Raw genomic sequence first — 26744 nt, 5'->3', positions numbered from 1 at the left:
GTTCGGCTCCCGGTCTCAGGCCTGCGTCGGTACATGCAGCAACAGCGCGTCGCCCTGACCGCCGCCCCCGCACAGGGCCGCCGCTCCGCTGCCGCCTCCGCGCCGGCGCAGTTCCGTCGCGAGGGTCAGCACCAGCCGGGCTCCGGTCATGCCGACCGGGTGTCCGAGCGCGATCGCTCCGCCGTTGACGTTCACCTTGTCCAGCGGGATGTCCAGTTCGCGCAGGGAAGCCAGGGCCACTCCGGCGAACGCCTCGTTGATCTCGAACAGGTCCAGGTCGGCGGTCTTCAGACGGCCGTCCCGGTCCAGGGCGTCGCGGACGGCGCCGGCCGGCTGGACGAGCAGTGAGGGGTCGGGGCCCGCGACCGTGCCGTAGGCACCGATCTCGGCGAGCGGTGTCAGGCCCTCCCGCCGGGCGCGCTCCGCGCTCATCACGACGACGGCCGCGGCGCCGTCGGAGAGCTGAGAGGAGTTGCCGGCGGTGATGGTGCCCGTGCCGGAGAAGGCGGGCCGCAGGCGGCCCAGGGTCTCGGCGGTGCTTCCCGGTCGTACGCCCTCGTCGGTGTCCACCACCGTCTCGCCCCGTCGTCCGGCCACCGTGACGGGGGCGATCTCCTCGGACAAGGCGCCCGACTGCTGGGCGTGGGCGGCCCGTTGATGGGAGAGCGCGCTGTACTCGTCCTGTTCCTGCCGGGTCAGGGCGAACGGCTGCTGGTAGCGCTCGGTGGCCGCGCCCATGGAGACGCCGTCGAAGGCGCAGACGAGGGCGTCCCGGTCCAGGGCGTCCTCCATCGCGGCCGAGCCGTACTTCCAGCCGGCGCGTGATCCGCGCAGCAGATGGGGGGCGCCGGACATGGACTCCATGCCGCCCGCGACGACCACCTCGTGACGGCCGGAGGCGATCATGAGGTCGGCCAGGGCGATGGCGTGCAGGCCGGACGGACAGAGCTTGTTGACGGTGCTCGCCGGCACGGAGAAGGGAATGCCGGCGAGGACCGCGGCCTGCCGGGCCGGGTTGGGGCCGGCGCCGGCCTGCACCACATGGCCCATGACGACCGCCTGCACGGCCTGCGGGTCCAGAGGGACGGCGGCCAGAGCCGCGCGGATGGCGTGGGCGCCGAGATCGACCGCGGACAGGGGGCTCAGGGCGCCCAGCAGTCTGCCGATGGGCGTCCTTGCTCCGGCGACGATGACGGATCCGGGCATGGCCGGGACCTCCTGGGGTGTGGGACGGGGTCAGACGACGGGGTCGACGGCACGTTCGGCGATCATGTGGGCGGTCTCGTTCACCGAGTGCAGAACGATCCGGCCGCCGGGCATGCGCCGCACCCGGCTGACGGAGGTGTAGCCGGGGTGGAACCAGAACATCGTCGGCAGGCCGAGCACCGTCGCCAGATAGGTGTTGGTGATGCCGCCGTGGCACACGGCTGCGACCCGTCCGCCGGGATGGGCGTCGAGGATGGTGTCCATGGCACGTACGGCCCGCCCGCGGAAGGCGTCCCAGTCCAGGTCGGGCACGAAGTCCTCGAAGCGTCCTTCGGCGAGCGCCGCCGCCCGGGGGTCACCCGTCCCGATCTGCTCGGGTGGGGTGTAGGGCTGGGACACGTCCGTGTCCCATTCGCGCAGGTCGTCGAGGACGGTGGCCGTCATGCCGGTGCGCCGTTCCAGGGGCGCCACGGTCTCGCGGGCCCGTTGGAACGGGCTGACGTACAGGGCGTCGAGGTCTTCGTGTGCCAGCCAGTCGGCGAGGCGTTCGGCCTGGGCGGTGCCCTCCGGCGACAGCCCCGGGTCGAACACGCCCGCCAGGGGGAGGCCGTGCCGGACGAGGAGGAGTTCGGTCATGGTGATCCTTATTAAGTACGTGCAAGTACGTGCAAGTACGTGGGGGAGCGGCTCAGCCTGGCGATGGTCCGTTCCGAGCCCCAGTAGGGGCGGCGCATCGCGCGTTTGTCGAGCTTGCCCATCGCGTTGCGCAGCAGCTCGGGAACGATCTCGTACGACTTCGGGCACTTGTAGGCGGCGAGGCGCTCGCGGCAGAAGGCGTCCAGCTCGCCGGCGGGCGGCTCGTCCCCGGCCACCACGACCAGCGCCCGCAGCGACTCGCCGAAGTCCGGGTCGGGCACGCCGATCACGGCGACCTCGACGACCGCGGGGTGCCGGCGCAGGACCGCCTCGCTCTCGGCCGGGTACAGGTTCACGCCGCCGGAGACCACGACGTCCGCGGCCCGGTCGGTGATGAAGATGTAGCCGTCGGTGTCGATGTAGCCGATGTCGCCGAGCGTGAAAACGCCGGGGGAGAGATAGGCGGCCTTGGTCTTGTCGGGGTCCGCGTGGTAGCGGACGCCTTGGTCCTCGGGCGCCCGGAAGGCCAGCAGCCCGTGCTCCCCGGGCGGCAGTCGCCGGCCGTCGTCACCGGTGACGACGACCTCGAACGGAGGCCGGGCCCGCCCGACCGAGCCCGGGTGCGCCAGCCACTCGGTGCTGCTGATGCGGGCCACGGTTCCCGCTTCGCTGGCGCCGTACGACTCGGTCAGCACCGGCCCGAACCAGTCGATCATGGCGCGCTTCACGTCCGGAGGACACGCGGAGCCGGTGTGGGAGACCTGCCGCAGGCTGGAGACGTCGTACCGGGCGCGGACGTCTTCCGGTAGGGCGAGCAGCCGTTGGAAGTGGGTGGGCACCATCACCGTCGAGGAGACCCGCCACTTCTGCACCCGGCTGAGGAACGACTCCGCGTCGTACCTGCCGAGGACGACCACCGGCTGACCGGCCGCCAGGTGCCGCAGCGAGGTCAGTGGCGCGTTGTGCTGCAGAGGACCGCACACCAGGTGCGGTCCCGCCGGGAATCCGGGCCGGGCGGACATTGCGGCGAGGTAGGCGGAGCTGTCGGCGACCGGGCCGCTCACCCAGCGCACCTCGGTGCCGCGCGCTCGTCCGGTGGTTCCCGAGGTGTACACGAGCGGAGGCCGGGCGGGCCGGTCGGTCGGGAGGGTGCGTCCAGTGGGCGCTGCGGCGAGCCACTTGTCCCAGTCGAACGCGTGCCCGGCTGCCGGGGTTCCGTGCGTCACGATCGGCAGCCCCAGTTCCCGGGCCGCGTCGAGGGCGGCGCCCGCGCCGGCCGGTCCCGCGACGATGCCGGTCACCCCCGCGTCGATGATCTGGTCGACGAGCTCGCCCGAGGTGAGGTTCCGGGACGTGGCCACGGTGCCCACTCCGGCTCGCAGGCCCGCCAGATGGGCCACCAGTGTCGGAATCGCGTTGTCGCCGAGGACGGCGATCCGGTCGCCTGGGCCGGGCGCGAACTCCAGCAGCCGGGCCGCCGCCCGGGCCACCTGGTCGGCGAGGCCGGACCAGGACAGCACTCCCAGGTCGTCCGCCAGGGCGGGCTCCTCGGGTGTCTCCTGGGCGCGACGGTCGAGTGGCAGCAGCGACATGGCTCCTCCGGCGGCTCCGCGGTCCTCTCCCGATGTCGACGGGAGAGAGGGAATGCGGAGACTGTAGCGTTTATCAAGAAAGTACGGAACACTCTGACCCCAGACGAAGCCATTCCCGCATGTTCCAGCGGTGAGGCAGGCATACAGCACACTCACCGTTACTCAAACCGTCGTCTGGTAAGTACCCGAGGAGGAGCCATGTCCCAGCCCGATCCGGACGCATGGCGCCGGCAGGTCCGGCAGTGGCTGGCCACGGTGCTCGAACCGGCGCGGGCGCCGGAGGCCACCGCGGAGGCCGCCGACCTCGCCGTGTTCCACAACCTTCCGGAGGACGAGGAACGCCTCCTGCTGGATCGCTGCCGCGTCTACCAGCGGGCCCGCTTCGACGCCGGCTACCAGGCGCTGACACTCCCCGAGGACAAGGGCGGTGCGGGTCTGAGCGCCGCGCACGTGGCGGTCTTCGCCCAGGAGGAGTCCGCGTTCGAGGTGCCGCCGTCCACCGAACTGATCAGTGTCACGGTGCGCCTGGTCGCGATGGCCGTCTCCCTGTTCGGGACGGACGAGCAACGCCGCGACCACGCCCGCGCGTTCCTGCGCACCGACCTGCTGGCCTGCCAGCTCTTCAGCGAACCCGGTGCCGGCTCCGACCTCGCTGCCCTGCGCACCCGGGCCCGGCAGGACGGCGACGAGTGGGTGATCGACGGCCAGAAGGTGTGGACCTCGGGAGCCCAGTTCGCCGACTACGGTCTGCTGCTCGCCCGGACCGACCCGGACGTCGTCAAACAGGCCGGCATCACCGCCTTCCTGGTCCCGATGGACGCCCCCGGAGTGGAGGTGCGCCCCATCCGGCAGATGAGCGGCGGCACCTCCTTCAACGAGGTGTTCCTCGGCGGCGTACGCGTCGCGGACCGGCTCCGGATCGGGCGGCCGGGCCAGGGCTGGGAGGTCGCCAACGCCACCCTCGCCTTCGAGCGGACCGCCTCGGGCAGCGGCAACCGCCGCAAGGGCGGCACCTTCCCGGACGTCCTCGCGCTCGCCCGCTCCCTGGGCCGGACCGGGGACCCGCTGGTCCGCCAGCGCCTGGCCGACCTGTACGTCCGTGCCGCCCTGCGCGCGGCCACCGTCGACCGCGTCGCCAGGACGAGCGCAGCCGGCGGCCGGCCGGGTCCGGAGGCCTCGTTGACCAAACTGATGGCCTCCGAGCTGCTCACCCGCACCGGCCAGGTCGCCGCCGAGCTGATGGGGGCGCGGATCAGCGCCGACACCGGGGAACCGGGCACCTTCGCCTGGACCCAGCATCTGCTCGGCGCCCCCGGTTACCGGCTGGCCGGAGGCACCGACCAGATCCAGCGCAACCTGATCGGCGAACGGGTGCTCAAGCTGCCGCCGGAACCCCGGGTGGACCGGGCGCCGTTCTCGCAGCTTCCCGGCGATTAAAGGCTTCCAGAAGCTTTCTCACAAAGGAGTGACATCGATGGAACTGGGACTGACCGGCGCGAAGGCGCTGGTGACCGGTGCGAGCCGGGGTATCGGCCGGGCGATCGCCGAGACCCTGGCGGCCGAGGGCTGTGCACTGGCCCTGTGCGCCCGGGGCGAGGAAGGGCTGGCCAAGGCGGCCGCCGAACTGCGGGCCGAAGGGGCCACCGTCTTCGCGGAACCGGTCGACGTCACCGACCCGGCCGCTCTCGCGGGCTTCGTGGAGCGGGCGGCCGGTGAACTCGGCGGACTGGACCTGCTGGTGTCCAACGTCTCGGCCGGCAACGTCAAAGGGCCCGAGTCGTGGGAGGCCAGCCTGCGCGGCGACCTGATCCCGTTCGCCGGCCTCGTCGAGGCGGCTCTTCCCCATCTGGAGGCGTCCGACCGGGCCGCCGTCGTGGCCATCGGCACCACCAACGCCTCCGACACCGCCCGACCGGCGGGCGCCAACTCCTACTCCGCGCTGAAGGCCGCCGTCGTCCAGCACGCCTCGGCCCTCGCCCATGCCCTGGCCCCGAAGGGCATCCGCGTCAACACCGTCTCGCCCGGCCCGATCGACTTCCCCGGCGGCGCGTGGGAGACCATCCGCACCGGCCGCCCGGAGGTCTACGAGGAGGTGCTCGCCAAGCTGCCGATCGGCCGCTACGGCACCGCCGAGGACGTGGCCGCCGCGGTGGCGTTCCTGCTCGGCCGGACGGGCTCCTTCTGTGTCGGAGTCAACCTCGTGGTGGACGGCGGGCTGCTGACCCGCGTCCAGTACTGAGCCGTGGCGGGCCCGGCAGGCCGCCTGGACGCCGTACTGGTCTGCGGCGGCAGATGGCACGACTTCGACCACGCGCGGCTCAGGCTGCTGGAGATGCTGGGCGACCATCCCCGGGTCCGCACCAGGGTCTACCAGGACTACGACTGCCTCCCCGCGCTGGAGCAGGCGGATCTGCTGGTCACCTACACCTGCGATGTGCGTCCCCGCCCGGCGCAGCGGGACGCGCTGGCACGCTTCACCGCGCGGGGCGGGCGCTGGCTCGCCCTGCACGGCACCAACTCGGTGATCGAGGCGCCCGCTCCCGGCGGACCCCGGATGTTCTCCACCCCCCGGGTGCTCGGGCAGCTGGCCGAGGTGCTCGGCAGCCAGTTCCTGGCGCACCCGCCCATCGAGCCGTACGAGGTGCGCGTGACCCGGCCCGACCATCCGCTGGTCGCCGGGATCGAGCCGTTCACCGTCACCGACGAGCTGTACGTGTGCGAGCTGCACGGGGACCTGGAAGTGCTGCTGCACGCCGAGTACACCGGGCCGTGCCGCGGCTTCGAGGAGGGCGACACGGCGGCGCTGGACGGCGCGCCCCGTCCCGTCCTCTATCTGAAACGGCACGGTCTCGGCGAGGTCTGCTACTTCACGCTCGGCCACTGCCGGGGCCGGTACGACATGCAGGACCTCGGCGTGGACGACACCCGGCGCGTGGACCGGGGGCCCTGGGAGACACCGGAGTTCCTGACGGTGCTCGGGCGGTGTCTGGAGCGGGCGGTGGGCGCGGAGCGTGCGGTCACCGAACCGGCGTCGGCCTGACGCGCCTGGACCCGGGTCCCCGCGGGGACCCGGGCCCAGGCACGCACGCGTGGCTCAGCCGTGCGGCAGCACGACCGCGCGCCCGCCCACCTCACCGGAGTGCAGGCGCTCGTACGCCAGGGGTGCGTCCTCGATCGAGAAGGTCTCGATGTGGGAGGAGACGAGCCCCTGCCTCGCCAGTTCGAGGACCTCGATGAGTTCCCGGCGGCTGCCCCAGTAGGGGGCGCAGACGGACACCTCGAACGGCAGACCGCCGCCGAAGCCGACCGCGAGAGTGCCACCCCCGATACCCACGACGGTGACATCGCCGGCCACCGCCACCGAAGCGGCGGCCACCGCCAGAGTCGCCTCGGCCCCCACGAAGTCCAGCACCACCTCGGCCCCGACGCCGTCGGTCAGCTCCCGCACCCGGGCCGCCGCCTCGCCGTCGGACAGCAGCGTCTCGTGGGCGCCGACCGCGCGGGCCAGTTCCAGCTTCTCCTTGCTGACGTCGAGGGCGACCACCCGGGCCGGGGTCAACGCGCGCAGCAGTTGTACGGCGATATGGCCCAGGCCCCCGACGCCGACCACCACCGCGGTGCTGCCGGGCACGAGCTTGGGCAGGGACGCGCGGATCGCGTGGTACGGCGTCAGGCCGGCGTCCGTCAGGGGTGCGGCCTGCGCCGGGTCCAGCCCGTTGAGCGGCACCAGATGGCGCGGCGAGTCCACCACCATGTACTCCGCGAGCGCGCCCGGCGAGCCGAGTCCCGGCGGCATGATGCCGAGCCCGGCGGCGTGCGGGCAGGAGTTCTCCCTGCCCTCCGCGCACGCCCGGCACAGACCACAGCCCCACGGGCCGTACACCGCCACCTCGTCGCCCTCGGTCACTCCCGTGACCCCGCTTCCCAGTCCCGCGACGGTGCCGACGCCCTCGTGACCGAGCGTCATCGGCAGGGGATAGGGGAACTGCTCCTGCGGCCAGCTCATGACCGCCAGGTCCGAGTGGCACAGCCCCGCGGCCGTCACCTTCAGCAGCACCTGTCCCGGGCCCGGCTCGGGCACGGGGACCTCGACGACCTCGGGTGCGCTGCCCACCGTCCGGTACTGAACCGCCTTCATCATGAGAACTCCTTGTCCGGGACGGATACGTCGTCGGTCACGGCGACCGCGGGCGCCTTGTGGCGGCGCAGGACCGCCGGCAGGGTGATCCGCCCACCCGTGAGAACGAGCGCGACGATGAGGACGGAACCGGTGAACAGGCTCGCGGCCCACTGCGCGCTGGTGGCGAGTCCGAGCCCGGTGATGCCGGTGCCGAGCAGCAGCACCGCGATCACCGTCCCCCAGGCGTTGAAGCGGCCCGCACGCAACTGGGTCGCCCCGACGAAGGCCGCCGCGTAGGCCGACAGCAGATACGGGGTGCCCGCGCTCGGCGATCCGGACCCCACCGAGGACGCGAAGACGACTCCCGCGAATCCCGAGAGCAGCGAGGACGTCACCAGGGTCAGAAAGCGCAGCCGGTTGGTGCGCACTCCCTGCAGGCGTGCCGCGTCGGCGTTGAAGCCGGTCGCGTACAACCGGCGCCCGGTCGCGGTGTGTTCCAGCAGGAACCAGATGGCCGTCGCGGCGAGCAGCAGATACAGCACCGGCAGGGTGATGCCCCCCGCGTCGAGCTGGGCGATGTTCGCGAACGGCTTGGCCAGCAGCTTCACACCGGTGATGGAGCTGTCGTTGGTGACCATGGTGATCAGGGACTGGATCAGCGCTCCGGTGGCCAGCGTGGCGATGAACGAGTCGACCCGCAGCACCACCACCACGACTCCGTTGACCAACCCGATCAGCAGGGCGGCGGTCATCGCCAGGGCGATCGCGGTGCCGGGGCCGAGCCCTTTGGTGACCATGAAGTAGGCGGTCAGCACACTGGTGAGGGACATGGTGAAGGCGACCGACAGGTCGAAGACGCGCGCCGCCAGCGGAAGGACGACGCTGAGCGCCACCAGCCCGGCCACCGCGTTGCCGTTGAGGACCTGCTTGACCGTGGTGACGGTCGGGAACGTGTCCGGCGCCCACACGGAGAAGAGGACGATGATCAGCAGCCACACGTAGACGGCGCCGATGGTGCGGAACGACAGGGCGGCCGCCGCCCGTCGGCTCAGCGTGCCCAGGGTCCGTGCGCCGGACACCGTGGGCACCTCCGTTCCGCTCGGCTGGAACTCGGCGGTCCGGGTCGGGGTGGAGGTCATGTCACTCGGTTCCTTCCATGGCGTGGACCAGCGCGGGCTCGGTGATGTCCCGGCCGCTGATCTCCCGTACGATCCGGCCGTCCCGTACCACCAGGACCCGGGTGCACAGGGCGAGCAGGTCCTCGGTGTCGGACGAGGACACGATCACGCCCATCCCGGCGTCGGCCTGACGTTCGATCAGGCCGTACAGCTGCAGACGGGTCGCGATGTCGACGCCCGCCGTGGGCTCGCACAGCACCAGTACCGGCGGCTGCTGGGCCAGGCAGCGGGCCACGACGACCTTCTGCTGGTTGCCGCCGCTCAGCGTGGTGATCCGGGCGCCGCGGCCGGCCGTGCGCACCCCGACCCGCCGGATCCATTCCTCGGCGAGTGAGGATTCGCGGCGCCGGTGCAGCCGCCCGGCCCGGGCGCGGAGCCGGTCGAGCAGCGGGAGGGTGAGGTTCTCGCCGACCGAGAAGTCACCGATCACGCCCTCGCCGGCCCGGTCCGCGGGGACGAGAGGGATTCCGAGCCGCCCCGCGTCCTTCGCGTCGACCCAGCGCGGGGAGCGTTCCGGTACCCGCACCTGGCCGCGCACGGGTCCGCCGTACGCCCCGCACACCGCGTACGGCACCACCTCGTGGCCCGAGCCGACCAGGCCGGTGATGCCCAGCCGCTCGCCCCGGGCCAGGGTGAAGTCGACGCCGTGCAGCGGTCCGGCCGACAGTCCGCGCACCTCCAGCACGGCCTCGGCGCCATCGGCGACGGGCCGCGGCCGGTGCTCGGTCTCCGTCTCCTCGCCCGCCATCAGCTCCGCCAGGGACCGGGGAGTGAGCTCGCCGACCCGGCGGGTGGCGATCCGGCGGCCGCCGCGGATCACGGTGACCCGGTCGGCGAGCGCGAAGATCTCGTCCATCCGGTGCGAGACGTACAGGACGCTGGCACCGGAGTCGCGGATCTCCCGCACGATGTCGAAGAGCCGGGCCACCTCCCCGGGCGGCAGCACCGCGGTCGGCTCGTCGAGCACCAGGACGCCACGGCGGCCCTCCCAGCCCTGCAGGGCGGCGGCGATGGCCACCACCGCGCGCTGGACGGGGGTGGCGGTCGACAGGGGACGGCGTACGTCGATGCCGAGGCCGAAGCGTTCGACCAGGGCGGCCGTACGGCGTTCCATCTCCGGCCAGCGGATGTTCCCCAGGGCCGTACGGGCGAAGCCGCGGCTGAGCGCGAGGTTGTCCGTGGCGCTCAACTCGCCGACCAGGCCCAGCTCCTGGTGGACGAAGCGGAGCCGGTCGTGCCGGGAGCCGGTGACCTGGCCCAGGTCGAACGGCTCGCCGTCGAGTGCGGCGGCCGCTCCCGGGTCTGCGTGGTGATACCCGGCGAGGATCTTGATGAGGGTGGACTTGCCGGAGCCGTTGGGCCCGATCAGCGCATGGATCTCGCCGTGGGCGATGTCGAGGTCGACGTCCTGGAGTGCCTGGGTCGCGCCGAACCGCTTCGACAGTCCGGACACCCGCAGCACGGTCCGGTCGGTCTCCTGCGTCCCGGCCGACCCGAGCGACGTTTCAGCGTGCACCATTGCTCCTTCCGGCGCTCAGCTCAGACCCCAGAGCGCCTTGAACTGCGCCTGGTAGTCCTCGACGAGCGGGAAGTCACCGTCGGCGGACGGGAGGTTGTCCTTGCCGGTGATCAGCATGTTGGGCAGCACCGCCTTCTGATCCACCGCCATGGACTGGCCGGTGAAGTGGCGGGCCAGCGCGTCGACCTGGAGCCAGGCGGCCTCGTGGGAGTTGAGGGCCATGGCGCCGTCGCTGAGGCCGCTCTCGATGTACTGGTAGTTCTGCGCGTCACCGACGTTCACCGCGATGTGCTTGCCGGTGATGCCGGCGGTCTTCAGCGCGGCCGGCACGCCCACGTTGAGCAGGCCCAGGGAGAAGACGATGTGGGTCACCTTGGGGTGCGAGCGGACGTAGGACACCACGCGGTCCGGCATGTCCTTGCCGATCGCGGTGATCGGTACGTCGACGGTGTCCAGCCCGCAGTCCGTGCACCACTGCTTGTACTTGGCCGCGAACGTGTCCTTGACCGGCTTGAGGATGGTGTAGGCGGGCAGGTCGAAGTAGACGGTGTCGGCCTGGGCGCCGCTGTCCGACACCACCCACGAGGCGAGCATCTCGCCCTGGACGGCGACGTCCTTCGGCCCGTTCTTCAGCAGGGAGATGCCGTCGCCCGCCACGTCGTCGGCGTTCGACTGGATGACCGGGATGCCGGCCTGCTTCAGCTGCGCCAGCTGCTTGGCGTACACCGCGCGCGGGAACCCGGAGGCGACGACGGCGTCCGGCTTGTCGCGCAGTGCCTGCTCGTAGGCGGCCTGGACGGACTCCGGTGTGCCCTGCGTGGCGATCTGCTTGACGTCCCAGCCGAGCTCCTTGGCCCCGGCGGTGAAGAAGTCGGCCAGATCCTTGCAGGACTGAACGCCGCACAGGATGAAGTCGATCTTCTTGCCCGTGGGGATCTTCTTGCCCACCGGTTCGGTGACAGGGATCCGGTCCGGGCGCGCCGAGTACTTCGTCATGGCCGCGCGGGCCGCGCTCAGCCCGGCGGGGTCGGCCCCCGCGGCCTTGGCGGAGCCGGCGGCCGGAGTGGTGTCGGTGCCGCACGCCGCCAGGGTGAGAAGGGCGGTGACGGGGACGATCGCGGTGAGCGCGCGACGGAGCGCGCGTCCGGGTCTGGGACTCATCGTTGAGTACTCCCGTGGTGTGGGCCTGCGCTGCCGCGGCCCGCGTCGCTTGTGCGTCCGCGGCGGCCGGCTCTGTCAGGCGGGATCCGTTGCCGCCCGGTCCGGGACGGCACGCATGGTGATCGAAAGCTGTGTGGATCGCCGTCGTGGGGAACGGCGCGGGCCGTCGGGATGACCGGGCGGCGCTGTGGCCGAGAAGGGGCGCAACGCCACCTCTGGCCGTGGAGAAACTTTTGAGGCTCTACAGCCTCGGATGCGACGGAGTGTGACACGCCCCGACCGGCTTGGGGAGAGGTAGGTCACCACTAATTCAAGGTGAACGTCGCTTGGGTGATGCCCCGAGTGTTGCTCCTGGCCGCGATCGATAACTACACTCACTCTAAAGTTTCTGTCGGAGGAGCGAAGATGGACGATACGTCGGAGACGGGCACGGCGCGGTGCCCCGGACCCAGCGTCCAGGACTATCTCGACCGGGACAGCCGGCCGGTCCCCAAGGCGCTGAGGTTCGACCACAACGACCACATCGGCAGCGAGGACATCGACGCCGCCCGCTTCACCTCCCGCGCCTGGGCCGAACGCGAGATGGAACAGGTCTGGCGGCGCGTGTGGCAGTTCGCCTGCCTGGAGAGCGAGATCCCCGAGGTCGGCGACCACGAGATCTACGAGATCGGTGACGACTCGCTGATCGTCGTGCGCACGGCACCCGAGGAGATCCGCGCGTTCGTCAACGTCTGCCTGCACCGCGGACGCAAGCTGCGCACCAGCGGCGGCAACGTCGGCGAGTTCCGCTGCCCGTTCCACGGCTTCGCCTGGAACCTCGACGGCAGCATGCAGAGTCCGCCCTGCGCCTGGGACTTCCCGCATGTCGCCCCCGAGAAGTTCTCGCTGCCCGAGGCCCAGGTGGCCACCTGGCGCGGCTTCGTCTTCATCAACATGGACCCGTACGCCGAGTCCTTCGAGAGCTACCGCGGCACCTTCGACGACTACTACATCTGGCCGCTGGAGAACCGCTACAAGTCGCTGCACATCGCCAAGGTGCTGCCCTGCAACTGGAAGGTCGCCCAGGACGCGTTCATCGAGTCCTTCCATGTGATCGCCACGCACCCGCAGATGCTGCCGTGGCTGGCCGACGCCAACTCCCAGTACGACGTGATGGCGGACCAGCCCAACTGGAACAGGATGATCAACATCCAGGGCGCTCCGAGCCCCCATGTGGCCGACTCCGTCACGGAGGAGGACGTCCTGGAGACCTTCTACGACTCCCGTGCGTTCTACGCGGCGGCCCAGGGCCGGGATCTGGTGATACAGGAGGGCGACGAGCTGCCTTCGATCCCGCCCGGCGGCACCGCCCGCCAGGTCCTCGCCCAGCGGATGCGCGATCAGTTGGCGGCCACCTCGCACCAGGACTTCTCGCAGACCGCGGACACCGAACTGCTGGACGCCATCAACTACCTGCTGTTCCCCAACTTCAACCCCTGGGGCGGCGCCAAGTCCAACATCATCTACCGGTTCCGGCCCCACGGCCTCGACCCCGACTCCTGCACCGCGGAGATCATCTTCATGTCGGCCCCGAAGCAGCCCGGCGAGATGCCGCCCCCGGTCAAGATCCGCTGGGTGCCGGACGACATGCTCTTCGCGGACATCCCCGAACTCGGCGTGCTCGGGCCGGTCTTCGACCAGGACTGCGAGAACCTGCCCTATGTCCAGCAGGGCCTGAAGGCGATGCGCAAGCCGGGCATCACGCTGTCCAACTACCAGGAGAGCCGCATCCGCCACTTCAACCAGACGCTCGACCGGTGGATGAACAAGTGACCCACACCGTGGCGGTCAGGCCCTCGGACGTCGAGATCGAAGTGCGCGACGGCGAGGACCTGTTCAGTGCCGCTCAGCGGCTCGGCTACCGCTGGCCCACCGTCTGCGGCGGCAAGGGCACCTGCCGCACCTGCTTCGTCCAGGTCGAGGAGGGCGCCGAGAACTGTTCTCCCGTGGGCCCGCTGGAGCGCGAGGGCATCGAGGCCCTGCGCAGGCCGGTGGACGGCCTGACCCGGCTCGCCTGCCGGCTCCGGGTCGAGGGCCCGGTGACCGTGACCAAACGCGGCGTACGCCGCAGACCGCAGGAGTGAGCCGTGAGCGCCAAGCAAGTGACCCATCCGCTGACCGGGCAGGTGTACCGGCTCACCGAGGACGGGCTGGTCGAGGTGACCGACCCACGGACCGGAGCCCGCGGCATCTTCGACTTCCAGGCCCGCTGGCAGTCCGGCGAACTGCGCCACGCCGACCTCCAGATGGCCGGCTGGGTGGGCCGTCTCGCCCAGCGGCGCGGCGCCACACCGCCGGAGGCGTGAGCCGGTGCCGCCCCGTACCACCCGCGTGGTCTGCCTGGTGCGCCGGCCCGACGGGGAGCCGGCCCTCGCGGACTTCGCCGTCGAGGAGCGCCCGCTTCCGCCCCTGAACGAGGGACAGCTGCTCGTCCGCAACCTCTACATGAGCGTCGACCCGTCCATGCGCGGGCGCCTGGAGAGCACCGAGAAGCACTACACGCACAACTTCACGCCCGGATCGCCGCTGGACGGCCGGGCCCTCGGTGTCGTGGAGGAGAGCCGCAGCGCCTCCGTGCCGCCGGGCACCTTCGTACGCCACCAGCTCGGCTGGCGGGAGTGGGCCGTGCTCGACCCCGCGGACACCGACGCCGCGGGCCGCATCGACCCGCGACTCGCCCCGCTGCCCACGTGGTTGGGGCTGCTCGGACAGACCGGCTTCACCGCCTACGTCGGGCTTGCGCGGATCGCCGAGGTGCGGCCCGGCGACACCGTCTTCGTGTCGGCGGCGGCCGGGGCCGTGGGCAGCGCGGCCGGACAGTTCGCCCGGCTGCTGGGCGCGGAGCGCGTCGTCGGAACCGCCGGAGGGCCGGACAAGTGCGCCCTGCTGGTGAAGGAGTTCGGCTACGACGCCGCCGCGGACTATCGCGCCGAGCCGGTGCGTGACGCGCTGGCCCGACTGGCGCCAGACGGCATCGACGTCTACTTCGACAACGTGGGCGGCGAGCAACTCGCCGCCGCTCTGCACGCGTTGCGGACGGGCGGCCGGGTCGCCCTGTGCGGCATGATGTCGCAGTTCGGCGGGGAGCGGCGGTCCACCGACATCAACCAGCTGATCCAGGCGGTCCTCAAACGGATCACCCTGCGCGGCTTCATCGTCCGCGACCACGACGACCTGCGGCCGGAATTCGAGAGCCGTGTCGCCGACTGGCTCCGCTCGGGCCGCATCACCGCCCGCGAGACGGTGACGGACGGCCTCGACAGCGCGGCCGGTGCCCTGCTGGCGCTGCTGGACGGTGGCAACGTCGGCAAGATGTTGGTCCGGCTGGCCGAAGACCCGTACAGCCGCGCATAGTTCAGGGGGCGTCGGCCGCGCGGCCGACGCCCCCCGGCATGCCCGTACGTCTATCGCATGGTGCGGCTCGCCCCGATGCTGAAGACCTCCATGGAGACACCCACCCGCGTCAGCCCTGCCGTGGCCGCCCGGAAGTCCTTGATATGCGCCGTGGTGAAGTGCTCGTCCAGGGCCTGCTGGGACGCCCACCGTTCGTACACCCGGATCCGGCGTTCGTCGGTCGGGTCGGCCGTCATGGCGTAGTCGAGGCAGCCGGGCTCCTCCTCACGGGTGCGCTTTCCGACCTCGACGAGGTGGCCCAGCATCGTGCCGCGGTCCGCGGGCTCGTAGTCCATCCAGCCGGCGACGATGATTTCCTCTGCCACGGTGGTCCTTTCCGTACTCACGCCCATGGGCCCGCCGCCCTCTGTCAGGAAGGAACGACGGGCCCGTGGGCCGTTCAGATGGCGAGTGCCGCCGGGACACCGTCCACGGTGACCGTGCCCTTGGTGCCGTCGACCGTGATCACCATGCCGTCCCGCAGCCGCCGGGTACCGCCCTCGACGGAGATGACGGCCGGGATGCCCAGCTCCCGGCAGACCACGACGGCGTGGCTGTTGAGCGCGCCCACGTCCACCACGGCGGCCCCGGCGACCAGGAACAGCGGCGTCCAGGCCGCGTCGGTGATCGGCGCCACCAGCACCTCGCCCGGCTCCAGCGCCTCGCACGACGCCGGGTCGGTGACCACCCGCACCCGGCCGGTGTAGGTTCCCTGGCTGCCGCCCACGCCCGTCAGCACATCGCCTTCACCGGCGGACGTGATCCCGTCCTCGCTGCGCCGCGGCCAGGTGTCGATCTCCGTCTGGGCGTCCTGGGCGACGAAGAACGGCGGTTCCAGCTCCCGCAGTCCGGCGTACTCCCGAAGCCGCTGTGCGATGACGGGGCCGAAGCGGCCCGGGTCGGCGACGTAGTCGTCGAGCTCGCTCTCCAGCAGCATCATCACGTCCTCGGGCTGGGCGAAGAGGCCCGCCGCGACCCCGCGGCGGCCCAGTTCCCGGACCGCCATCCGGATCTCGTTGATGACGGTCACGCAGTTCGCCTTGGTCCGCTCGCGGGCCGGGATCCACACCTGGGAGGCGTGCATCCCGGCGTCGAACACCGGCTGGACGTCCTCGGGGAGGGCCTCCCGGATCTCCTTCGCGAGCCGTTCGCGGCGCTCGGTCAGCCGACGGTGGCGCTCGGCCGGGGAGTCGTCGTCCGGGCTGTGCCGGATGCGGTCGACGAGAGCCAGGGCCTGGACGGGCGCGGCCTCCCAGGACAGCGCGTGGATGTCCCACTCGTTGGGGCCCCGGTCTCCGGACGCGGCCAGGAACTCCTCGAAGGCGTCCCGGAACGCCTTCACGTCCCCGCTCGCCCCGTCGAGCGCCCGCTCCACCGCCGCCGTACCCCCGTCGAACAGCGCGGTCAGCTCGGCCGAGGCCACCACCTGGCGGGACAGTGCCCACAGCCCGGTGGAGGGGGAGGCCGAGTCGACGTCACCGAGACCGCCGATGAGGTCCAGCATGGCGCCGGGCCGGTCCAGACCCGCGCACAGCGGGCCGAGGATGGCCGGTCCGACGGACGCCGGCAGCGACGACTCGACGTGCCGCTGGAAGGTGGTCTCCACCTCGTCGAGGAGCGAGCGGGCGTGTGTCACGAGTTCCGCGGCGGACAACCGCGTCAGGTCGGGCCGCTCGCGCCGGATCCGGCGCAGCCGTTCCTGGTCGGCGTCGGCCTCGGGGAAGCCGGTCTGTCCCAGCATCCGCTGGACCGTCGCCCCGGCCTTGGCCGTCAGTTCCGCGTCCTCGTCCTCCGGATGCGCCACGTACACAGGGGTGTCGGAGCGCTGGCCGACGAAGGCCGTGTCGATCTGGTCCGCCGTCTGCCCCATACGGATGCCGAACAGCCGCATGTGCGACAGGTTGAGGTAGAAGTACCCGCCGAACATTCCGGCGAACGGCGGCCAGGGGCCGGCCACTTCCTCCTCGCGGTAGATGCCGAACCCGACGAAGCCGCGGCGCCAGCCCTGCAGCCCGCGTCCCCACACCAGGGTCCAGCCCAGTGGGCTGGCGGGCTCCGGCAGGGTCTCGCCCGCGTTGGCGCGGGTGTAGTGGGGCAGCCGCTCGCTGCGGCGCCCGTCCGTGATCCAGCTCTTCATGCCGAGGATCTCCTGCTGTCCGTGTCGGTGCCGGTCTCTACCATTGCGCCGTTCCGCCGTCCACGCTGATCAGCGTGCCCGTGATGCCCGCGCCGGCGTCGCTCGCGAGGAGCGAGGCGACCGCGGCCACCTGCTCCACGGTGGTGATCTGCTTGGTGGCGGCGTGCTCGGCGAAGCGGCCCAGCCATTCCTCGTACGAGATGCCCTCGGCCTCGGCCGCCGCCGGACCCGCGGCCCGCATCAGGTCGGTGTCGACGGCGCCGGGGCAGATGGCGTTGCAGGTGATGCCCTGGGTGCCGTACTCGAAGGCGGTCGCCTTGGTCAGGCCGTGGATGGCGTGCTTGTTGGTGATGTAGTGGCTGATCGCGGGCTTGTTGGCCTGCTTGCCCTCGACGGACGAGATGTTGATGACGCGCCCCCAGCCGCCCGCCAGCATGGTCGGCAGTGCGCGGCGGGTGCCGTAGAAGTAGGCGTTGAGGTTCAGGTCGAGGGCGGCGTGCCAGGCCTCGTCGCTGAGCTCGTGGACGGGGGCGAAGCCCGAGGTGCCGCCGACGTTGTTGACCCAGATGTCGAGCCGGCCGAAGCGCTCGGCGGCGAAGTCGGCGAGGGCCTCGATGTCCGCCTGGCTGTTGGCGTCGCAGGGGTGGAAGACCGCCTTGTCCCCGGCGTCCAGCTCCTCCAGGGCCTGCTTGCCCTTGAGCTCGCTGCGGCCGCTGATGACGACCGTCGCGCCGTGGGCCAGGAAGGCCTCGGCGATGGCGCGGCCGATACTGCGTGTGCTGCCCGTGATCACCGCGACACGTCCGTCGAGGCTGCCCGTAGCCACCATGTTGTTCTCCTGCGAGGGTTGTCGGTGCGTCACCTGGCGGCTCTGCTGTCCAGGTGTCCGTGAACGGTGCGGTGGAAGTGCTGGAGTCCGGGTTCGTTGCGTCCGAAGACGAAGTCGGTCCCGTTCAGGGCCGCAAGCCCCTGCTGTACTCCGTAGGTGGTCGCGTAGTCCTCGTCGCGGACCACCTCGTGGAACCACTCGCCGAACTTGTCGGCGGCGTGCCGCTCCTCCTCGGTCACCGCGGGGTCGCGCAGCAGGATGATCTGCTGGGTCACCGACTCGGTGGCCGTCCGGGGGAGCACCAGGGACACGGCGATCTTGTGACGCCAGCCGCCCGCGATCGCCAGACCGGGGTAGAGCCAGTAGATGGCTCCGACGCAGTCTCCGGGATCGCGCATGTCCGCGGGCAGCTCGGCCGCCTGCGCGATGGGGCGCAGGGCCGGTGCGATGCGCTGGTGAGCGCCCCAGGTGTCGTGCGCCATCATGTTCGAGAGGTTGGTCTCGAACACCGTCTTCGGGTGCAGCGAGGCGAAGTGGTACGTCTCCAGATAGCCGTCGAGCGTGACCTTCCAGTTGGGACTGGTCAGCTCCTTGGTCGAGTAGTGATGGCAGTCCGCGAGGCGCAGCCCCTCGAGGAGCGGCTGCAGATCCCCGAGCCAGGCGTCGAGGTCCGGCTCGGCCGCCGGGTCCAGTGAGACGAAGACGATGCCGGCGCGCTCCCCGGCCGGGAGCCGTACGAGACCGCGCCCGGTGCGGGGCACGTCGCCGAAGGTCTTCTCGGCGTACACGCCCCGCAGTTCACCGGCCAGGTCGTAGGACCAGGAGTGATAGGGGCAGGTCAGCCGCTTGGAGACCCCGCAACCCGGCTCGATCAGCTTGGCCCCGCGGTGCCGGCAGGCGTTGATCATCGCGTGTACGGTGCCCTGCCGGTCCCGGGTGATCAGCACCGGCACACCGAGCACGTCGAGTGCCTTGTAGGTGTTCGGTCCGGGGAGTTCGGCGGACATGGCGAGCGGCAGCGGGACGGTCCGGTGGACGGCGTCCATCTCCCGGTGCCAGCGGTCGGCGTCGAGGTAGTTGGCGACGGGTTCCGTCCACTGGCCGTCCGCCTGGTGCGTCGTGTTGTTGCGGTAGTGCTCCAGCACGCGCTCGACGAGCTCGGCGGCTTCCTGCCGCATCGCCACGGCGGCGGCATCGGTGGACCGGTCCTGGCTGATCCACGAGGAGTACTCGGGAGCCGGGGGCGGCCGGCGATCGGCACCTGTCTCCCGGAGCTCCGGTGAACTGGTCTGGACCACGATGTCCTCACAATCCTCTCAGCCGCGAACCGGCGAGGGGCTTCAGGTGCGGCGGCCGGGCTGTGAGCGACACGACAACAGGGGTTAGTGGTGTCTGTCAATAGAAACTGCGTAACTTGCCGGTCGGTATACCGCAGGTCACATCACCTTCACCCGGGGCAAAGGGTTCCAAAACCAGTTCGATCTTTCTAGGGAGCGGCTCCAGTCACTCTCGCATGGTCGGACCGAGGCATAGTAATTAGAGAACCTCTCCAGTAACGTGCCCGCTGCTGGTTACTGTAGACCGGCACAACAAAGTCCGATTGCTGGAAACACCTCGCTCGGGGCGAAGGGGCGGACGATGGCTCAAAGGGCATCGAAGAAGTCGGCCGATCCGGCCACGAACCACACATCCGCGCAGGTCGTCAGGGATCTGCACGAGCGCATGGTGCGCATCCGGCTGTTCGAGACCGAGGCGGGAAAGCTCATGGAGGCCGGCAAACTGCCGGGCTTCCTGCATCTCTACGTCGGTCAGGAAGCCGTGGCCGCGGGCGTGATGGCGGCCCTGCGCGACGACGACCAGATCACCTCCACCCACCGGGGACACGGACACGCCGTGGCCAAGGGCGTCAGCTTCAAGCACATGTACTCGGAGCTGTACGGCCGGGTCACCGGCGCCTGCCTCGGCCGCGGCGGAAGCATGCACATCAACGACGTCTCCCTCGGCATGCTCGGCGCCAACGGCATCGTCGGCGCCGGCGTCCCGATCGCCGTCGGCGCCGCCTTCGCCGCCCAGTACCGGGGCGAGGACAACATAGCCGTCACCTTCTTCGGCGACGGCGCCACCAACATCGGCAGCTTCCACGAGGGCGCCAACATGGCCGCCATCCTGCGGCTGCCGGTCCTGTTCATCTGCGAGAACAACGGCTACGCCGAGTTCACCCCGCAGTCCAAGCACATGCTGATCACCGACGTCGCCGAGCGGGCCGCGTCCTACGGCATGCCCAGCGTGATCGTCGACGGCATGGACGCGCTCGCCGTCCACCAGGCCACCCTCGACGCCGTCGCACGCGCCCGGGCCGGCGAGGGCCCCATGTTCATCGAGGCCAAGACCTACCGCTACTACGACCACCAGGGCGTCAAGGGACTGCGTCACCCCTACCGCTCGGACGCGGAGGTCGAGGAGTGGAAGGCCCGCGACGCGATCGACCTGCTGGAAGCCCGCGCCCTCGCCGACGGCACCGCCACCCGCGCCGAGCTGGACGACACCTGGCAGCGCACCCGCGACGAGATCGCCGAGGCCATCGCGTACGCCGAGGCCAGCCCGCTGCCCGACACCGCCGACCTGCTGCTCAACGTCTACTCGGGGTAACCGCCATGACCACTGTCTCAGAAGCGCCCGCCGCCACCCCGGACGGCACGGCCCGCAAGCTCACCTACGTCAAAGCCTTCAACGAGGGCCTGGCGCAGGTCATGCGCGAGGACGAGAACGTCTTCGTCGCCGGGGAGGACGTCGCCGGGTACGGCGGTGTCTTCCGCATGTTCGACAACCTGCTCGACGAGTTCGGCCCCCGCCGCATGATCGACACCCCGATCTCCGAGGCCGCGCTCGTCGGCCTGGGCGTGGGCGCCGCCGCCCGGGGACTGCGCCCCGTCGTCGACCTGATGTTCATGGACTTCATCGGCGTCTGCCTGGACCAGATCGTCAACCAGGCCGCCAAGATGAAGTACATGTTCGGCGGCTCGGTCTCCGTGCCGCTCACCATCACCACCGCGTCCGGCGCGGGCCTCGGCGCCGCCGCCCAGCACAGCCAGAGCCTGGAGGCCTGGCTAGCGCACGTCCCCGGCCTCAAGGTCGTCATGCCGTGCGACGCGTACACCGCCAAGGGCCTGACCGTCTCCGCGATCCGGGACAACAACCCGGTCGTCGTCATGCTCAACAAGGTCCTGCTGGGCAGCAAGAGCGAGGTGCCCGAGCAGATCTACGGCATCCCGCTCGGCCAGGCCCACACCGCACGGCACGGCTCCGACGTCACCGTCATCGCCCTGGGCCGCATGGTGGGCGAGGCCCTCGCGGCGGCCGAGGAACTGGCAGCCGACGGCATCGAGGTCGAGGTCATCGACCCGCGTACCGTGCAGCCCCTGGACACCGAGACCATGATCGCCTCCGTGCGCCGCACCAACCGGGTCCTCGTGGTCCACGAGGCCGTGACCTTCGGCGGGCTCGGCGGGGAGATCGCCGCCCAGATCCAGGACGCGGCCTTCGACTACCTGGACGCTCCGGTCCTGCGCATCGGCGCGCCCTTCTCCCCGGTGCCGTTCTCCCCGGTGCTGGAGAAGGCCTACGTGCCCGACCAGGCCCGCATCGTGCAGGGCTGCCGTCGTCTCCTCGAAAGGTCGTGACCGAAGTGGCGGTCGAGGTTCTGCTGCCGAAGATCGGCCTGACCATGCAGGAAGGCACGATCGACGAGTGGCTCGTGCCGACCGGCGGCTTCGTCGCGGAAGGCGACGCGCTGCTGCGGCTGGCCACCGACAAGGTCGACGTGGACGTCGAGGCGGAGGCCGGGGGCCTGTTCCACCCCGTGGTCCAGGCCGGGGCGACCCTTCCGGCAGGGGCACTGATCGGCTGGCTGCTGGCCGAAGGGGAGTCGCTGCCGGGATCCGGCGGGCCTGTGCCCACCGGGCCTGTGGACGCCGGCACGGCGGACGCGGTGTCGGCTGCCGCAGCAGTTCCCCCCGTGGAGGTGTCCCTCAACGGCAGCGGTGGGCTCAACGGCTCGGGGGGCCGGCTCCTGGCGTCCCCGAACGCCCGGCGGGTGGCCGCCGAGACCGGCGTCGACCTGACCGCCGTACGCGGCACCGGGCCCGGTGGCCGGATCGTCTCCGAGGACGTGGAGGAGTACCTGCTCGCCTCGGCGGCGCAGCCGCCCGTCGTCCTCCCGTCGGACCCGGTGACCCCCACCTCCCCCCTGGTCCGCCGGCTGGCGAAGGAACGGGGCATCGACCTGGCGGACGTACGGCCCACCGGTGCGGGCGGGCGTATCAGACGGGCCGACCTCGACGCCGTCACCCCGGCGGCCGCACCGACTCCGGCGCCCGCCCGCCAGGCCACCGCGTCGCCACAGCCCGGGGACGTCGTCCCGCTGACCGGGATGCGCGGCATCATCGCCGGCCGGATGCACGCCAGCCTCCAGGAGATGGCGCAGCTGACACACGGCTACGAAGTGCGCATGGACGCCGTGGTGGCCCTGCGGGCCCAGTTGAAACAGGAGTGGGCCGACAGCGACCTGCCGGTGCCCAGTCTGGGCGACTTCCTGATGAAGGCCGCCGCACTGGCCCTGCGGGAACACCCGCTGCTCAACGCGGGAGTGCTCGACGACGGCATCCATCTGTTCGAGGACATCCACCTCGGGTTCGCGGTCGCGGTGCCGAACGGCCTGCTCGTCCCCGTCATCCAGGACGCGGCGGACCTGCCGCTGCCCGAAATGGCGCGCTGCTCACGGGAGTTGGCCGAGAAGGCCCGCGCCGGCCGGATTTCTCCGGCGCAGTTGGAGGGTGCCACCTTCACCGTCACCTCACTGGGTGGATACGGCGTCGACTTCTTCACCCCCGTGGTCAATCCCGGCAACGTGGCCATCCTCGGCGTGGGCAGGCTCAGGGACGGCGTCGAGTGGGTGGACGACCAGCCGCGGCGGACGCGCGTGCTCACCCTGAGCCTCACCTTCGACCACCGTGCCGTCGACGGGGCTCCGGCGGCCGAGTACCTGCGCACGGTCGGTGAACTGCTGCGCAAGCCGTTGCGGTTGCTGGTCTGACGTCGCCCGCGGGAGCCCGCGGCCCCATCCTTCCGGCGGAGCGCTCAGCCCTCCGCCACCGGATCGGCGATCCGCTCCGCGAGGCGGCCCACCTCGCGGAGGAAGGAGCGGTGCCCCAGGGAGCGGTAGGCGTCGTCCCCCCGCGCCTGGGAGATCGCCGCGGTCTCCAGCAGCGCCAGCACACCCAGGCCGATCACCGCCGCCTCCGCGTCCGTCACCGGCCGAGTGGCCTTGCGGACCAGCCGCACCAGGTCCTCCAGCAACTGCGTGCGGACCTCGTGGCGCAGCGCCTCCGCCTCCTGGCTCATGCCGGCCGAGGACACGAAGAAGACCGTGGCGGCGGAGCGGTGTTCGCCCAGCCAGGCCACCAGCGCCGTGACGGCAGGACCGACGTCCGTGCCCGGCGCGTGGTTCTCCGCAAGCGTCTCCACCTGCTCACGCAGCGCCGCGGCGAACACCCGCATGCCCTCCACGAGCACCTGGTCCTTGGAGGAGAAGTGGTAGTACACCGCGGCCGACGTCATCTCCGCCCGCGCGGCGATGTCGGCCACCGTCACCTCGTCCGGAGGCTGGGTGGCGAACAGCTCCGTGGCCGCCTCGATCACCCACTGCCTGCGCGAGGGGCGGTGAGCGGCGCGGGTTCCGGATGTAGTCATGGTGTCAAGTATGCCGGGATCCTTCTGTGCCCGTACCGCCGGGACACCAGGAATTACGGTCCCGACCAGGCGGAGTTACTGGATAGCATGGTGAGTACCGTCGGGCGTACAGGGAGCAGCATGGCCACGAAGCAGAACGGCAAGCAACCGGCCCACCGTCCCTCGCGGCGGCAGCACATCATCGCGGCCGCGGTCAGGGTGTTCGGGCGCAACGGCTTCGCCGAGACCAGCGTGCAGGACATCGCGGACGAGGCCCAGGTGGTGCCCACGGCCGTCTACTACCACTTCGCCGGCAAGGAGGAGCTGCTCGAACTGTCCATGCGGCGGGTCTTCGACCAGCTGAACGCGGTCGTGGAGGCGGCCCGGCCGGAGTCCGAGCCGGGTGACGCCGAGGGCCTGGTACGGGTCATCGACGCCGTGTGGGACTGGGTGGAGAAGAACCCGGACGAGGCCCGGCTCTACCAGGTCCAGGTCGCCTCCGCCAACGGCAACCTCAAGGCGCTGCGCGACGAGTTCGAGCAGCGGCACATCCAGCGGGCGTACGACTATCTGCCGGACGGCACCACCCGCAACCCGCGGGCGGCCAAGTCGCGGCATGCGTCGCAGGCCCTTGCCGTACGCACGCTGATCAGTACGACCATCCTCGTCACCGCGCTGCGGGCGGAGGGCGGGCCGCTGTCGGAGCTGCCGTCCCGGTCCGTGCAGGAGGCCGTCAGGGCGTTGGCGCTGCGCATCGTCGCCGCCGACCAGGGGAGCACTGCCGCACCGGCCTGACCGCCCGCGGTCCCGTTTCGGCGGAGCCGGTCACCAGGGCAGCGGCCGGCAGACCTGGTTCACCAGGGCAGGGGCCGACGGCCGGCGAACAGCCCGCCCGTCGTCTCGTCGCCGTCGGGGAGCGTCGCCAGCCAGACGGGCGTGTCCGCGCCCTCCTCCGGACCGCGCGGGGCGGACTGACCGCCCATGCCGCTGCGGGTCCAGCCGGGGTCGGCCGCGTTGACCAGGACGCCCGTGCCGGACAGCTCGCCGGCGAGCATCCGCGTGAAGGCGTTGAGCGCGGTCTTGGAGACGCGGTAGGCCGGGTGCCGGCCGGAATCCATCAGCGCCAGGGAGCCGTACGAGCTGGTGAGGTTGACCACGCGTCCGTAGCCTGCCCGCACCATGCCCGGGACGACGGCCTCGGCCACCCGCCAGGCGCCCACGAGATTGACGTCCAGGGTGGCACGCAGGACCTCCTCGTCGACGTACGGAGGCCGCACCTCGCCGTCCAGGGACACTCCCGCGTTGTTCACCAGTACGTCCACCCCACCGCCGGTCAGCCCTGCGGCCTCCCGCACCGCTTCGGTGACGCTCTTCGCGGAACTCACGTCCAGGGCCAGCGGCAGCGTCCCCAGGCCAAGGGTGCGGCACGCCTCCTCGGCGGCCTCCCGCTGCCGTGCCGCGACCAGTACCCGCAGCCCCCGCTCGGCGAGTTGCCGGCAGATCTCCACGCCGATCCCGCGAGCGCCGCCGGTGACCAGGGCGGTCCTGTTCTCGCTCATGGCGATTCCCTTCGACTGCGGTCAGACCGTCAGCACCGCGCAGGCGCTGATCCCGGGCGCCCCGTACACATGGGTGAAGCCCACCCGGGGACCGCCGGGCACCTGCACCCCCGGCGCGCGGCCCTGCAACTGCCGTACGACCTCGTGGAACTGGCGCAGCCCGGACGCGCCCACCGGCTCGCCGCCGGCCAGGCAGCCGCCGTCGGTGTTGACCGGGATCCGGCCGGTGGGCTCGGTGTCACCCGAGGCCAGCAGCTTCGGCTGCTCGCCGTGCCCGCACAGCCCGGTCTCCGCCAGGTGGATGAGCTCGGAACCGCTGTCGGTGTCCTGCAACTGCGCGACCTGGACGTCCGAGGGCCCCAGACCGGCGCCGCGGAAGACGGCCTCGGCCGCGTCCACGCTGGGGCTGCGGTGCGGTCCCGGCGGCAGCCACGGAGCGAACACCTCGAACGAGCCGAACCGTCTGGTCCTGAAGGCCAACGAGGCCAGCTTCACCGGCCGTTCGCACAGATCGAAGGCGCGGTCGCCGCGGGCGAGGACCAGCGCCGCCGCGCCCTGGCCCGGAGAGCAGAACATGTACTGGGTGAGCGGCGGGCTGACCTCGGCGGAACCGAGGATCTCCTCCTCGGTCAGCTCCTTGCGCCGCCAGGCCAGGGGGTGGCGGGAGCCGTTGCGGAAGGCGCGTGCCGCCACCGTCGCCAACGTCCGCTCAGGGATGGCGTACTCGTGCAGATACCGCTGCGTCTTCAGCGCGAAGAACTGGGTCGTCAACATCATCCCGGTCTCCGCGTACCAGTCGCCGAGCCCGTAACGGGCCGCGGAGACATGGAACGCGCCCCGCTCGTGCTTGTCGAAGCCGACGGCGAGTCCGAGCGACGCCTCGCCCGCCCGCAGCGCGTTGGCGACGGCGAGCACCGTCGAGGCGCCGGTCGCGCAGCCGTTCTGCACATTGACGAACGGAACTCCGGTCAGCCCCAGACGGCCCACCAGGGTGTCGGGCTTGCCGGACACGTCGGAGCCGCCGGCCGCGTACCCGATGTCCGCCCAGGCGACCCCGGCGTCGGCCAGCGCCTCCCGTATCGCCCGTTCGGCCATGTCCATACCGCTGACGCTCTCGTCCCGGCCGAAAGGATGCATGCCGCATCCGACGACGTAGACCTCGTCGGAGCGGCTCATCGCTCGTCCTCGGCAGCCGGGCCGAAGGCGAAGGTCAGGACCTGGGTCCCGTCCTCGTCGCGGTACGCCTCCACCGTGGTCAGCCGGACCGGCAGTCCGATCCGGATCAGCCGGCGGGGTATGTCGAGGCGTGCCTCGACGAGGATCTCCCCCAGGTCGACATAGCCGAGGGCGTACGGCCGGTGGCCCTCGGCCGGTGGGCGGTAGGGCTCTTTGGGCCGGAACGACTGCACCGTCCATGACCAGATCGCGCCACTGTCCGGCAGTACGTGCGTGGCCATCGCTCCGTCCGAGCACCTGGGGCAGGAGTCCTGCCGGGGGAAGACGACGGTGCGGCACCCGGTGCAGCGCGCGCCCACGAGGCGCGGCGGATCCGCGCCGTCGAAGAGGGTCTCGTCGATGAGTCTGGTGGTCATGCCGCCCGCCTTCTTTCTGCCGTCACCGGTCGGCCCTTCCCGACGTCACCGGTCGC

At 71.3% G+C, this 26744-nt stretch carries 26 protein-coding genes; 11 read left to right on the top strand and 15 right to left on the bottom strand.

Annotated elements, in window-relative coordinates:
• Positions 1-15: 15 nt before the first annotated feature.
• From M2157_RS05205 to M2157_RS05195, 3 genes are read right to left on the bottom strand one after another with little or no spacing between them, the layout of a single operon-like run.
• Complete coding sequence (locus tag M2157_RS05205) at positions 16-1206, bottom strand: acetyl-CoA C-acyltransferase (protein WP_280864577.1); 1191 nt, start codon at positions 1204-1206, stop codon at positions 16-18.
• Positions 1207-1236: 30 nt separating this feature from the next.
• Positions 1237-1842 carry a histidine phosphatase family protein gene (locus M2157_RS05200; protein ID WP_280860610.1) on the bottom strand — a complete coding sequence of 202 codons (606 nt, stop codon included), beginning with the start codon at positions 1840-1842 and terminating at the stop codon, positions 1237-1239.
• Positions 1843-1853: 11 nt separating this feature from the next.
• Complete coding sequence (locus M2157_RS05195; protein ID WP_280864576.1) at positions 1854-3434, bottom strand: AMP-binding protein; 1581 nt, start codon at positions 3432-3434, stop codon at positions 1854-1856.
• A 198-nt stretch (positions 3435-3632) separates the two neighbouring features.
• Between M2157_RS05195 and M2157_RS05190 the strand changes: the two genes are divergently transcribed.
• The 3 genes from M2157_RS05190 to M2157_RS05180 are packed head-to-tail and all read left to right on the top strand — an operon-like array spanning position 3633 to position 6474.
• The gene (locus M2157_RS05190; RefSeq protein ID WP_280864575.1) at positions 3633-4871 is read left to right on the top strand and encodes an acyl-CoA dehydrogenase family protein; all 1239 of its coding nucleotides are present in this window, start codon (positions 3633-3635) and stop codon (positions 4869-4871) included.
• Between the two features lie 37 nt (positions 4872-4908).
• Positions 4909-5673: an SDR family oxidoreductase gene (locus M2157_RS05185; RefSeq protein WP_280864574.1), complete on the top strand. Its 765-nt coding sequence runs from the start codon at positions 4909-4911 to the stop codon at positions 5671-5673.
• A gap of 3 nt (positions 5674-5676) precedes the next feature.
• Positions 5677-6474 carry a ThuA domain-containing protein gene (locus tag M2157_RS05180; RefSeq protein WP_280864573.1) on the top strand — a complete coding sequence of 266 codons (798 nt, stop codon included), beginning with the start codon at positions 5677-5679 and terminating at the stop codon, positions 6472-6474.
• A 54-nt stretch (positions 6475-6528) separates the two neighbouring features.
• On the opposite strand, the gene M2157_RS05175 is transcribed toward M2157_RS05180, so the two are convergent.
• The 4 genes from M2157_RS05175 to M2157_RS05160 are packed head-to-tail and all read right to left on the bottom strand — an operon-like array spanning position 6529 to position 11412.
• On the bottom strand, positions 6529-7572 hold the full coding sequence (locus M2157_RS05175) for an NAD(P)-dependent alcohol dehydrogenase (protein ID WP_280868166.1): 1044 nt from the start codon (positions 7570-7572) through the stop codon (positions 6529-6531).
• Positions 7572-8693: an ABC transporter permease gene (locus tag M2157_RS05170; RefSeq protein ID WP_280864572.1), complete on the bottom strand. Its 1122-nt coding sequence runs from the start codon at positions 8691-8693 to the stop codon at positions 7572-7574. Before M2157_RS05170 ends, M2157_RS05175 begins: the two co-directional genes overlap by 1 nt.
• A gap of 1 nt (position 8694) precedes the next feature.
• Entirely contained in the window at positions 8695-10251 is a 1557-nt protein-coding gene (locus M2157_RS05165; protein WP_280864571.1) for a sugar ABC transporter ATP-binding protein, read from the bottom strand.
• Between the two features lie 15 nt (positions 10252-10266).
• Entirely contained in the window at positions 10267-11412 is a 1146-nt protein-coding gene (locus M2157_RS05160) for a substrate-binding domain-containing protein (RefSeq protein ID WP_280864570.1), read from the bottom strand.
• A gap of 405 nt (positions 11413-11817) precedes the next feature.
• Between M2157_RS05160 and M2157_RS05155 the strand changes: the two genes are divergently transcribed.
• The 4 genes from M2157_RS05155 to M2157_RS05140 are packed head-to-tail and all read left to right on the top strand — an operon-like array spanning position 11818 to position 14805.
• A complete protein-coding gene (locus tag M2157_RS05155; protein ID WP_280864569.1) occupies positions 11818-13224 on the top strand; it encodes an aromatic ring-hydroxylating dioxygenase subunit alpha in 1407 nt (468 codons plus the stop codon).
• Positions 13209-13535, top strand: a complete 327-nt coding sequence (locus tag M2157_RS05150; RefSeq protein ID WP_266512634.1) for a 2Fe-2S iron-sulfur cluster binding domain-containing protein — start codon at positions 13209-13211, stop codon at positions 13533-13535. Before M2157_RS05155 ends, M2157_RS05150 begins: the two co-directional genes overlap by 16 nt.
• Positions 13536-13538: 3 nt before the next feature.
• Positions 13539-13757 (top strand): transposase, encoded by a 219-nt coding sequence (locus tag M2157_RS05145; RefSeq protein WP_280864568.1) that lies wholly within the window; start codon positions 13539-13541, stop codon positions 13755-13757.
• Between the two features lie 4 nt (positions 13758-13761).
• Positions 13762-14805: an NADP-dependent oxidoreductase gene (locus tag M2157_RS05140; protein ID WP_280860600.1), complete on the top strand. Its 1044-nt coding sequence runs from the start codon at positions 13762-13764 to the stop codon at positions 14803-14805.
• A 50-nt stretch (positions 14806-14855) separates the two neighbouring features.
• Here the strand turns inward: M2157_RS05140 and M2157_RS05135 are convergent, their stop codons facing one another.
• The 4 genes from M2157_RS05135 to M2157_RS05120 all read right to left on the bottom strand — a co-directional run bounded on the left by M2157_RS05135 (position 14856) and on the right by M2157_RS05120 (position 19108).
• Complete coding sequence (locus M2157_RS05135; RefSeq protein WP_280860599.1) at positions 14856-15170, bottom strand: putative quinol monooxygenase; 315 nt, start codon at positions 15168-15170, stop codon at positions 14856-14858.
• Positions 15171-15244: 74 nt separating this feature from the next.
• A complete protein-coding gene (locus tag M2157_RS05130; protein WP_280864567.1) occupies positions 15245-16981 on the bottom strand; it encodes a PEP-utilizing enzyme in 1737 nt (578 codons plus the stop codon).
• A gap of 37 nt (positions 16982-17018) precedes the next feature.
• Positions 17019-17810, bottom strand: coding sequence for an SDR family NAD(P)-dependent oxidoreductase (locus tag M2157_RS05125; protein WP_280860597.1), 792 nt, complete (start codon positions 17808-17810; stop codon positions 17019-17021).
• Between the two features lie 29 nt (positions 17811-17839).
• Positions 17840-19108 carry an aromatic ring-hydroxylating dioxygenase subunit alpha gene (locus M2157_RS05120; protein ID WP_280864566.1) on the bottom strand — a complete coding sequence of 423 codons (1269 nt, stop codon included), beginning with the start codon at positions 19106-19108 and terminating at the stop codon, positions 17840-17842.
• 340 nt (positions 19109-19448) lie between these two features.
• Here M2157_RS05120 and M2157_RS05115 point away from each other — a divergent pair, with 340 nt between their 5' ends.
• The 3 genes from M2157_RS05115 to M2157_RS05105 are packed head-to-tail and all read left to right on the top strand — an operon-like array spanning position 19449 to position 22902.
• Positions 19449-20459, top strand: a complete 1011-nt coding sequence (locus M2157_RS05115) for a thiamine pyrophosphate-dependent dehydrogenase E1 component subunit alpha (RefSeq protein WP_280864565.1) — start codon at positions 19449-19451, stop codon at positions 20457-20459.
• Positions 20460-20464: 5 nt separating this feature from the next.
• A complete protein-coding gene (locus M2157_RS05110) occupies positions 20465-21490 on the top strand; it encodes an alpha-ketoacid dehydrogenase subunit beta (RefSeq protein ID WP_280860593.1) in 1026 nt (341 codons plus the stop codon).
• Positions 21487-22902, top strand: coding sequence for a 2-oxo acid dehydrogenase subunit E2 (locus M2157_RS05105; RefSeq protein WP_280864564.1), 1416 nt, complete (start codon positions 21487-21489; stop codon positions 22900-22902). Before M2157_RS05110 ends, M2157_RS05105 begins: the two co-directional genes overlap by 4 nt.
• Positions 22903-22946: 44 nt before the next feature.
• Here M2157_RS05105 and M2157_RS05100 read toward each other — a convergent pair whose 3' ends face one another.
• A complete protein-coding gene (locus M2157_RS05100; protein WP_280860591.1) occupies positions 22947-23558 on the bottom strand; it encodes a TetR/AcrR family transcriptional regulator in 612 nt (203 codons plus the stop codon).
• A gap of 120 nt (positions 23559-23678) precedes the next feature.
• Between M2157_RS05100 and M2157_RS05095 the strand changes: the two genes are divergently transcribed.
• A complete protein-coding gene (locus M2157_RS05095) occupies positions 23679-24332 on the top strand; it encodes a TetR/AcrR family transcriptional regulator (RefSeq protein WP_280860590.1) in 654 nt (217 codons plus the stop codon).
• Positions 24333-24391: 59 nt separating this feature from the next.
• Here the strand turns inward: M2157_RS05095 and M2157_RS05090 are convergent, their stop codons facing one another.
• The 3 genes from M2157_RS05090 to M2157_RS05080 are packed head-to-tail and all read right to left on the bottom strand — an operon-like array spanning position 24392 to position 26688.
• The gene (locus tag M2157_RS05090) at positions 24392-25096 is read right to left on the bottom strand and encodes an SDR family NAD(P)-dependent oxidoreductase (protein WP_280864563.1); all 705 of its coding nucleotides are present in this window, start codon (positions 25094-25096) and stop codon (positions 24392-24394) included.
• Positions 25097-25117: 21 nt separating this feature from the next.
• Complete coding sequence (locus tag M2157_RS05085; protein WP_280860588.1) at positions 25118-26272, bottom strand: thiolase family protein; 1155 nt, start codon at positions 26270-26272, stop codon at positions 25118-25120.
• Positions 26269-26688: a zinc ribbon domain-containing protein gene (locus M2157_RS05080; RefSeq protein WP_280864561.1), complete on the bottom strand. Its 420-nt coding sequence runs from the start codon at positions 26686-26688 to the stop codon at positions 26269-26271. Before M2157_RS05080 ends, M2157_RS05085 begins: the two co-directional genes overlap by 4 nt.
• Between the last annotated feature and the right edge of the window lie 56 nt (positions 26689-26744).

It is taken from the genome of Streptomyces sp. SAI-127 (assembly GCF_029894425.1).
GTDB lineage: Bacteria > Actinomycetota > Actinomycetes > Streptomycetales > Streptomycetaceae > Streptomyces.
Note: the sequence above shows the minus strand (reverse complement) of the source record. Positions and strands in the feature narration are given on the sequence as shown.

Coding starts and splice junctions, on each gene's coding strand:
- M2157_RS05190 (WP_280864575.1), top strand. CDS start 3,633: ATGTCCCAGCCCGATCCGGACGCATGGCGCCGGCAGGTCCGGCAGTGG.
- M2157_RS05090 (WP_280864563.1), bottom strand. CDS start 25,096: ATGAGCGAGAACAGGACCGCCCTGGTCACCGGCGGCGCTCGCGGGATC.
- M2157_RS05100 (WP_280860591.1), bottom strand. CDS start 23,558: ATGACTACATCCGGAACCCGCGCCGCTCACCGCCCCTCGCGCAGGCAG.
- M2157_RS05095 (WP_280860590.1), top strand. CDS start 23,679: ATGGCCACGAAGCAGAACGGCAAGCAACCGGCCCACCGTCCCTCGCGG.
- M2157_RS05115 (WP_280864565.1), top strand. CDS start 19,449: ATGGCTCAAAGGGCATCGAAGAAGTCGGCCGATCCGGCCACGAACCAC.
- M2157_RS05205 (WP_280864577.1), bottom strand. CDS start 1,206: ATGCCCGGATCCGTCATCGTCGCCGGAGCAAGGACGCCCATCGGCAGA.
- M2157_RS05160 (WP_280864570.1), bottom strand. CDS start 11,412: ATGAGTCCCAGACCCGGACGCGCGCTCCGTCGCGCGCTCACCGCGATC.
- M2157_RS05170 (WP_280864572.1), bottom strand. CDS start 8,693: ATGACCTCCACCCCGACCCGGACCGCCGAGTTCCAGCCGAGCGGAACG.
- M2157_RS05155 (WP_280864569.1), top strand. CDS start 11,818: ATGGACGATACGTCGGAGACGGGCACGGCGCGGTGCCCCGGACCCAGC.
- M2157_RS05125 (WP_280860597.1), bottom strand. CDS start 17,810: ATGGTGGCTACGGGCAGCCTCGACGGACGTGTCGCGGTGATCACGGGC.
- M2157_RS05175 (WP_280868166.1), bottom strand. CDS start 7,572: ATGAAGGCGGTTCAGTACCGGACGGTGGGCAGCGCACCCGAGGTCGTC.
- M2157_RS05195 (WP_280864576.1), bottom strand. CDS start 3,434: ATGTCGCTGCTGCCACTCGACCGTCGCGCCCAGGAGACACCCGAGGAG.
- M2157_RS05200 (WP_280860610.1), bottom strand. CDS start 1,842: ATGACCGAACTCCTCCTCGTCCGGCACGGCCTCCCCCTGGCGGGCGTG.
- M2157_RS05110 (WP_280860593.1), top strand. CDS start 20,465: ATGACCACTGTCTCAGAAGCGCCCGCCGCCACCCCGGACGGCACGGCC.
- M2157_RS05130 (WP_280864567.1), bottom strand. CDS start 16,981: ATGAAGAGCTGGATCACGGACGGGCGCCGCAGCGAGCGGCTGCCCCAC.
- M2157_RS05165 (WP_280864571.1), bottom strand. CDS start 10,251: ATGGTGCACGCTGAAACGTCGCTCGGGTCGGCCGGGACGCAGGAGACC.
- M2157_RS05185 (WP_280864574.1), top strand. CDS start 4,909: ATGGAACTGGGACTGACCGGCGCGAAGGCGCTGGTGACCGGTGCGAGC.
- M2157_RS05085 (WP_280860588.1), bottom strand. CDS start 26,272: ATGAGCCGCTCCGACGAGGTCTACGTCGTCGGATGCGGCATGCATCCT.
- M2157_RS05080 (WP_280864561.1), bottom strand. CDS start 26,688: ATGACCACCAGACTCATCGACGAGACCCTCTTCGACGGCGCGGATCCG.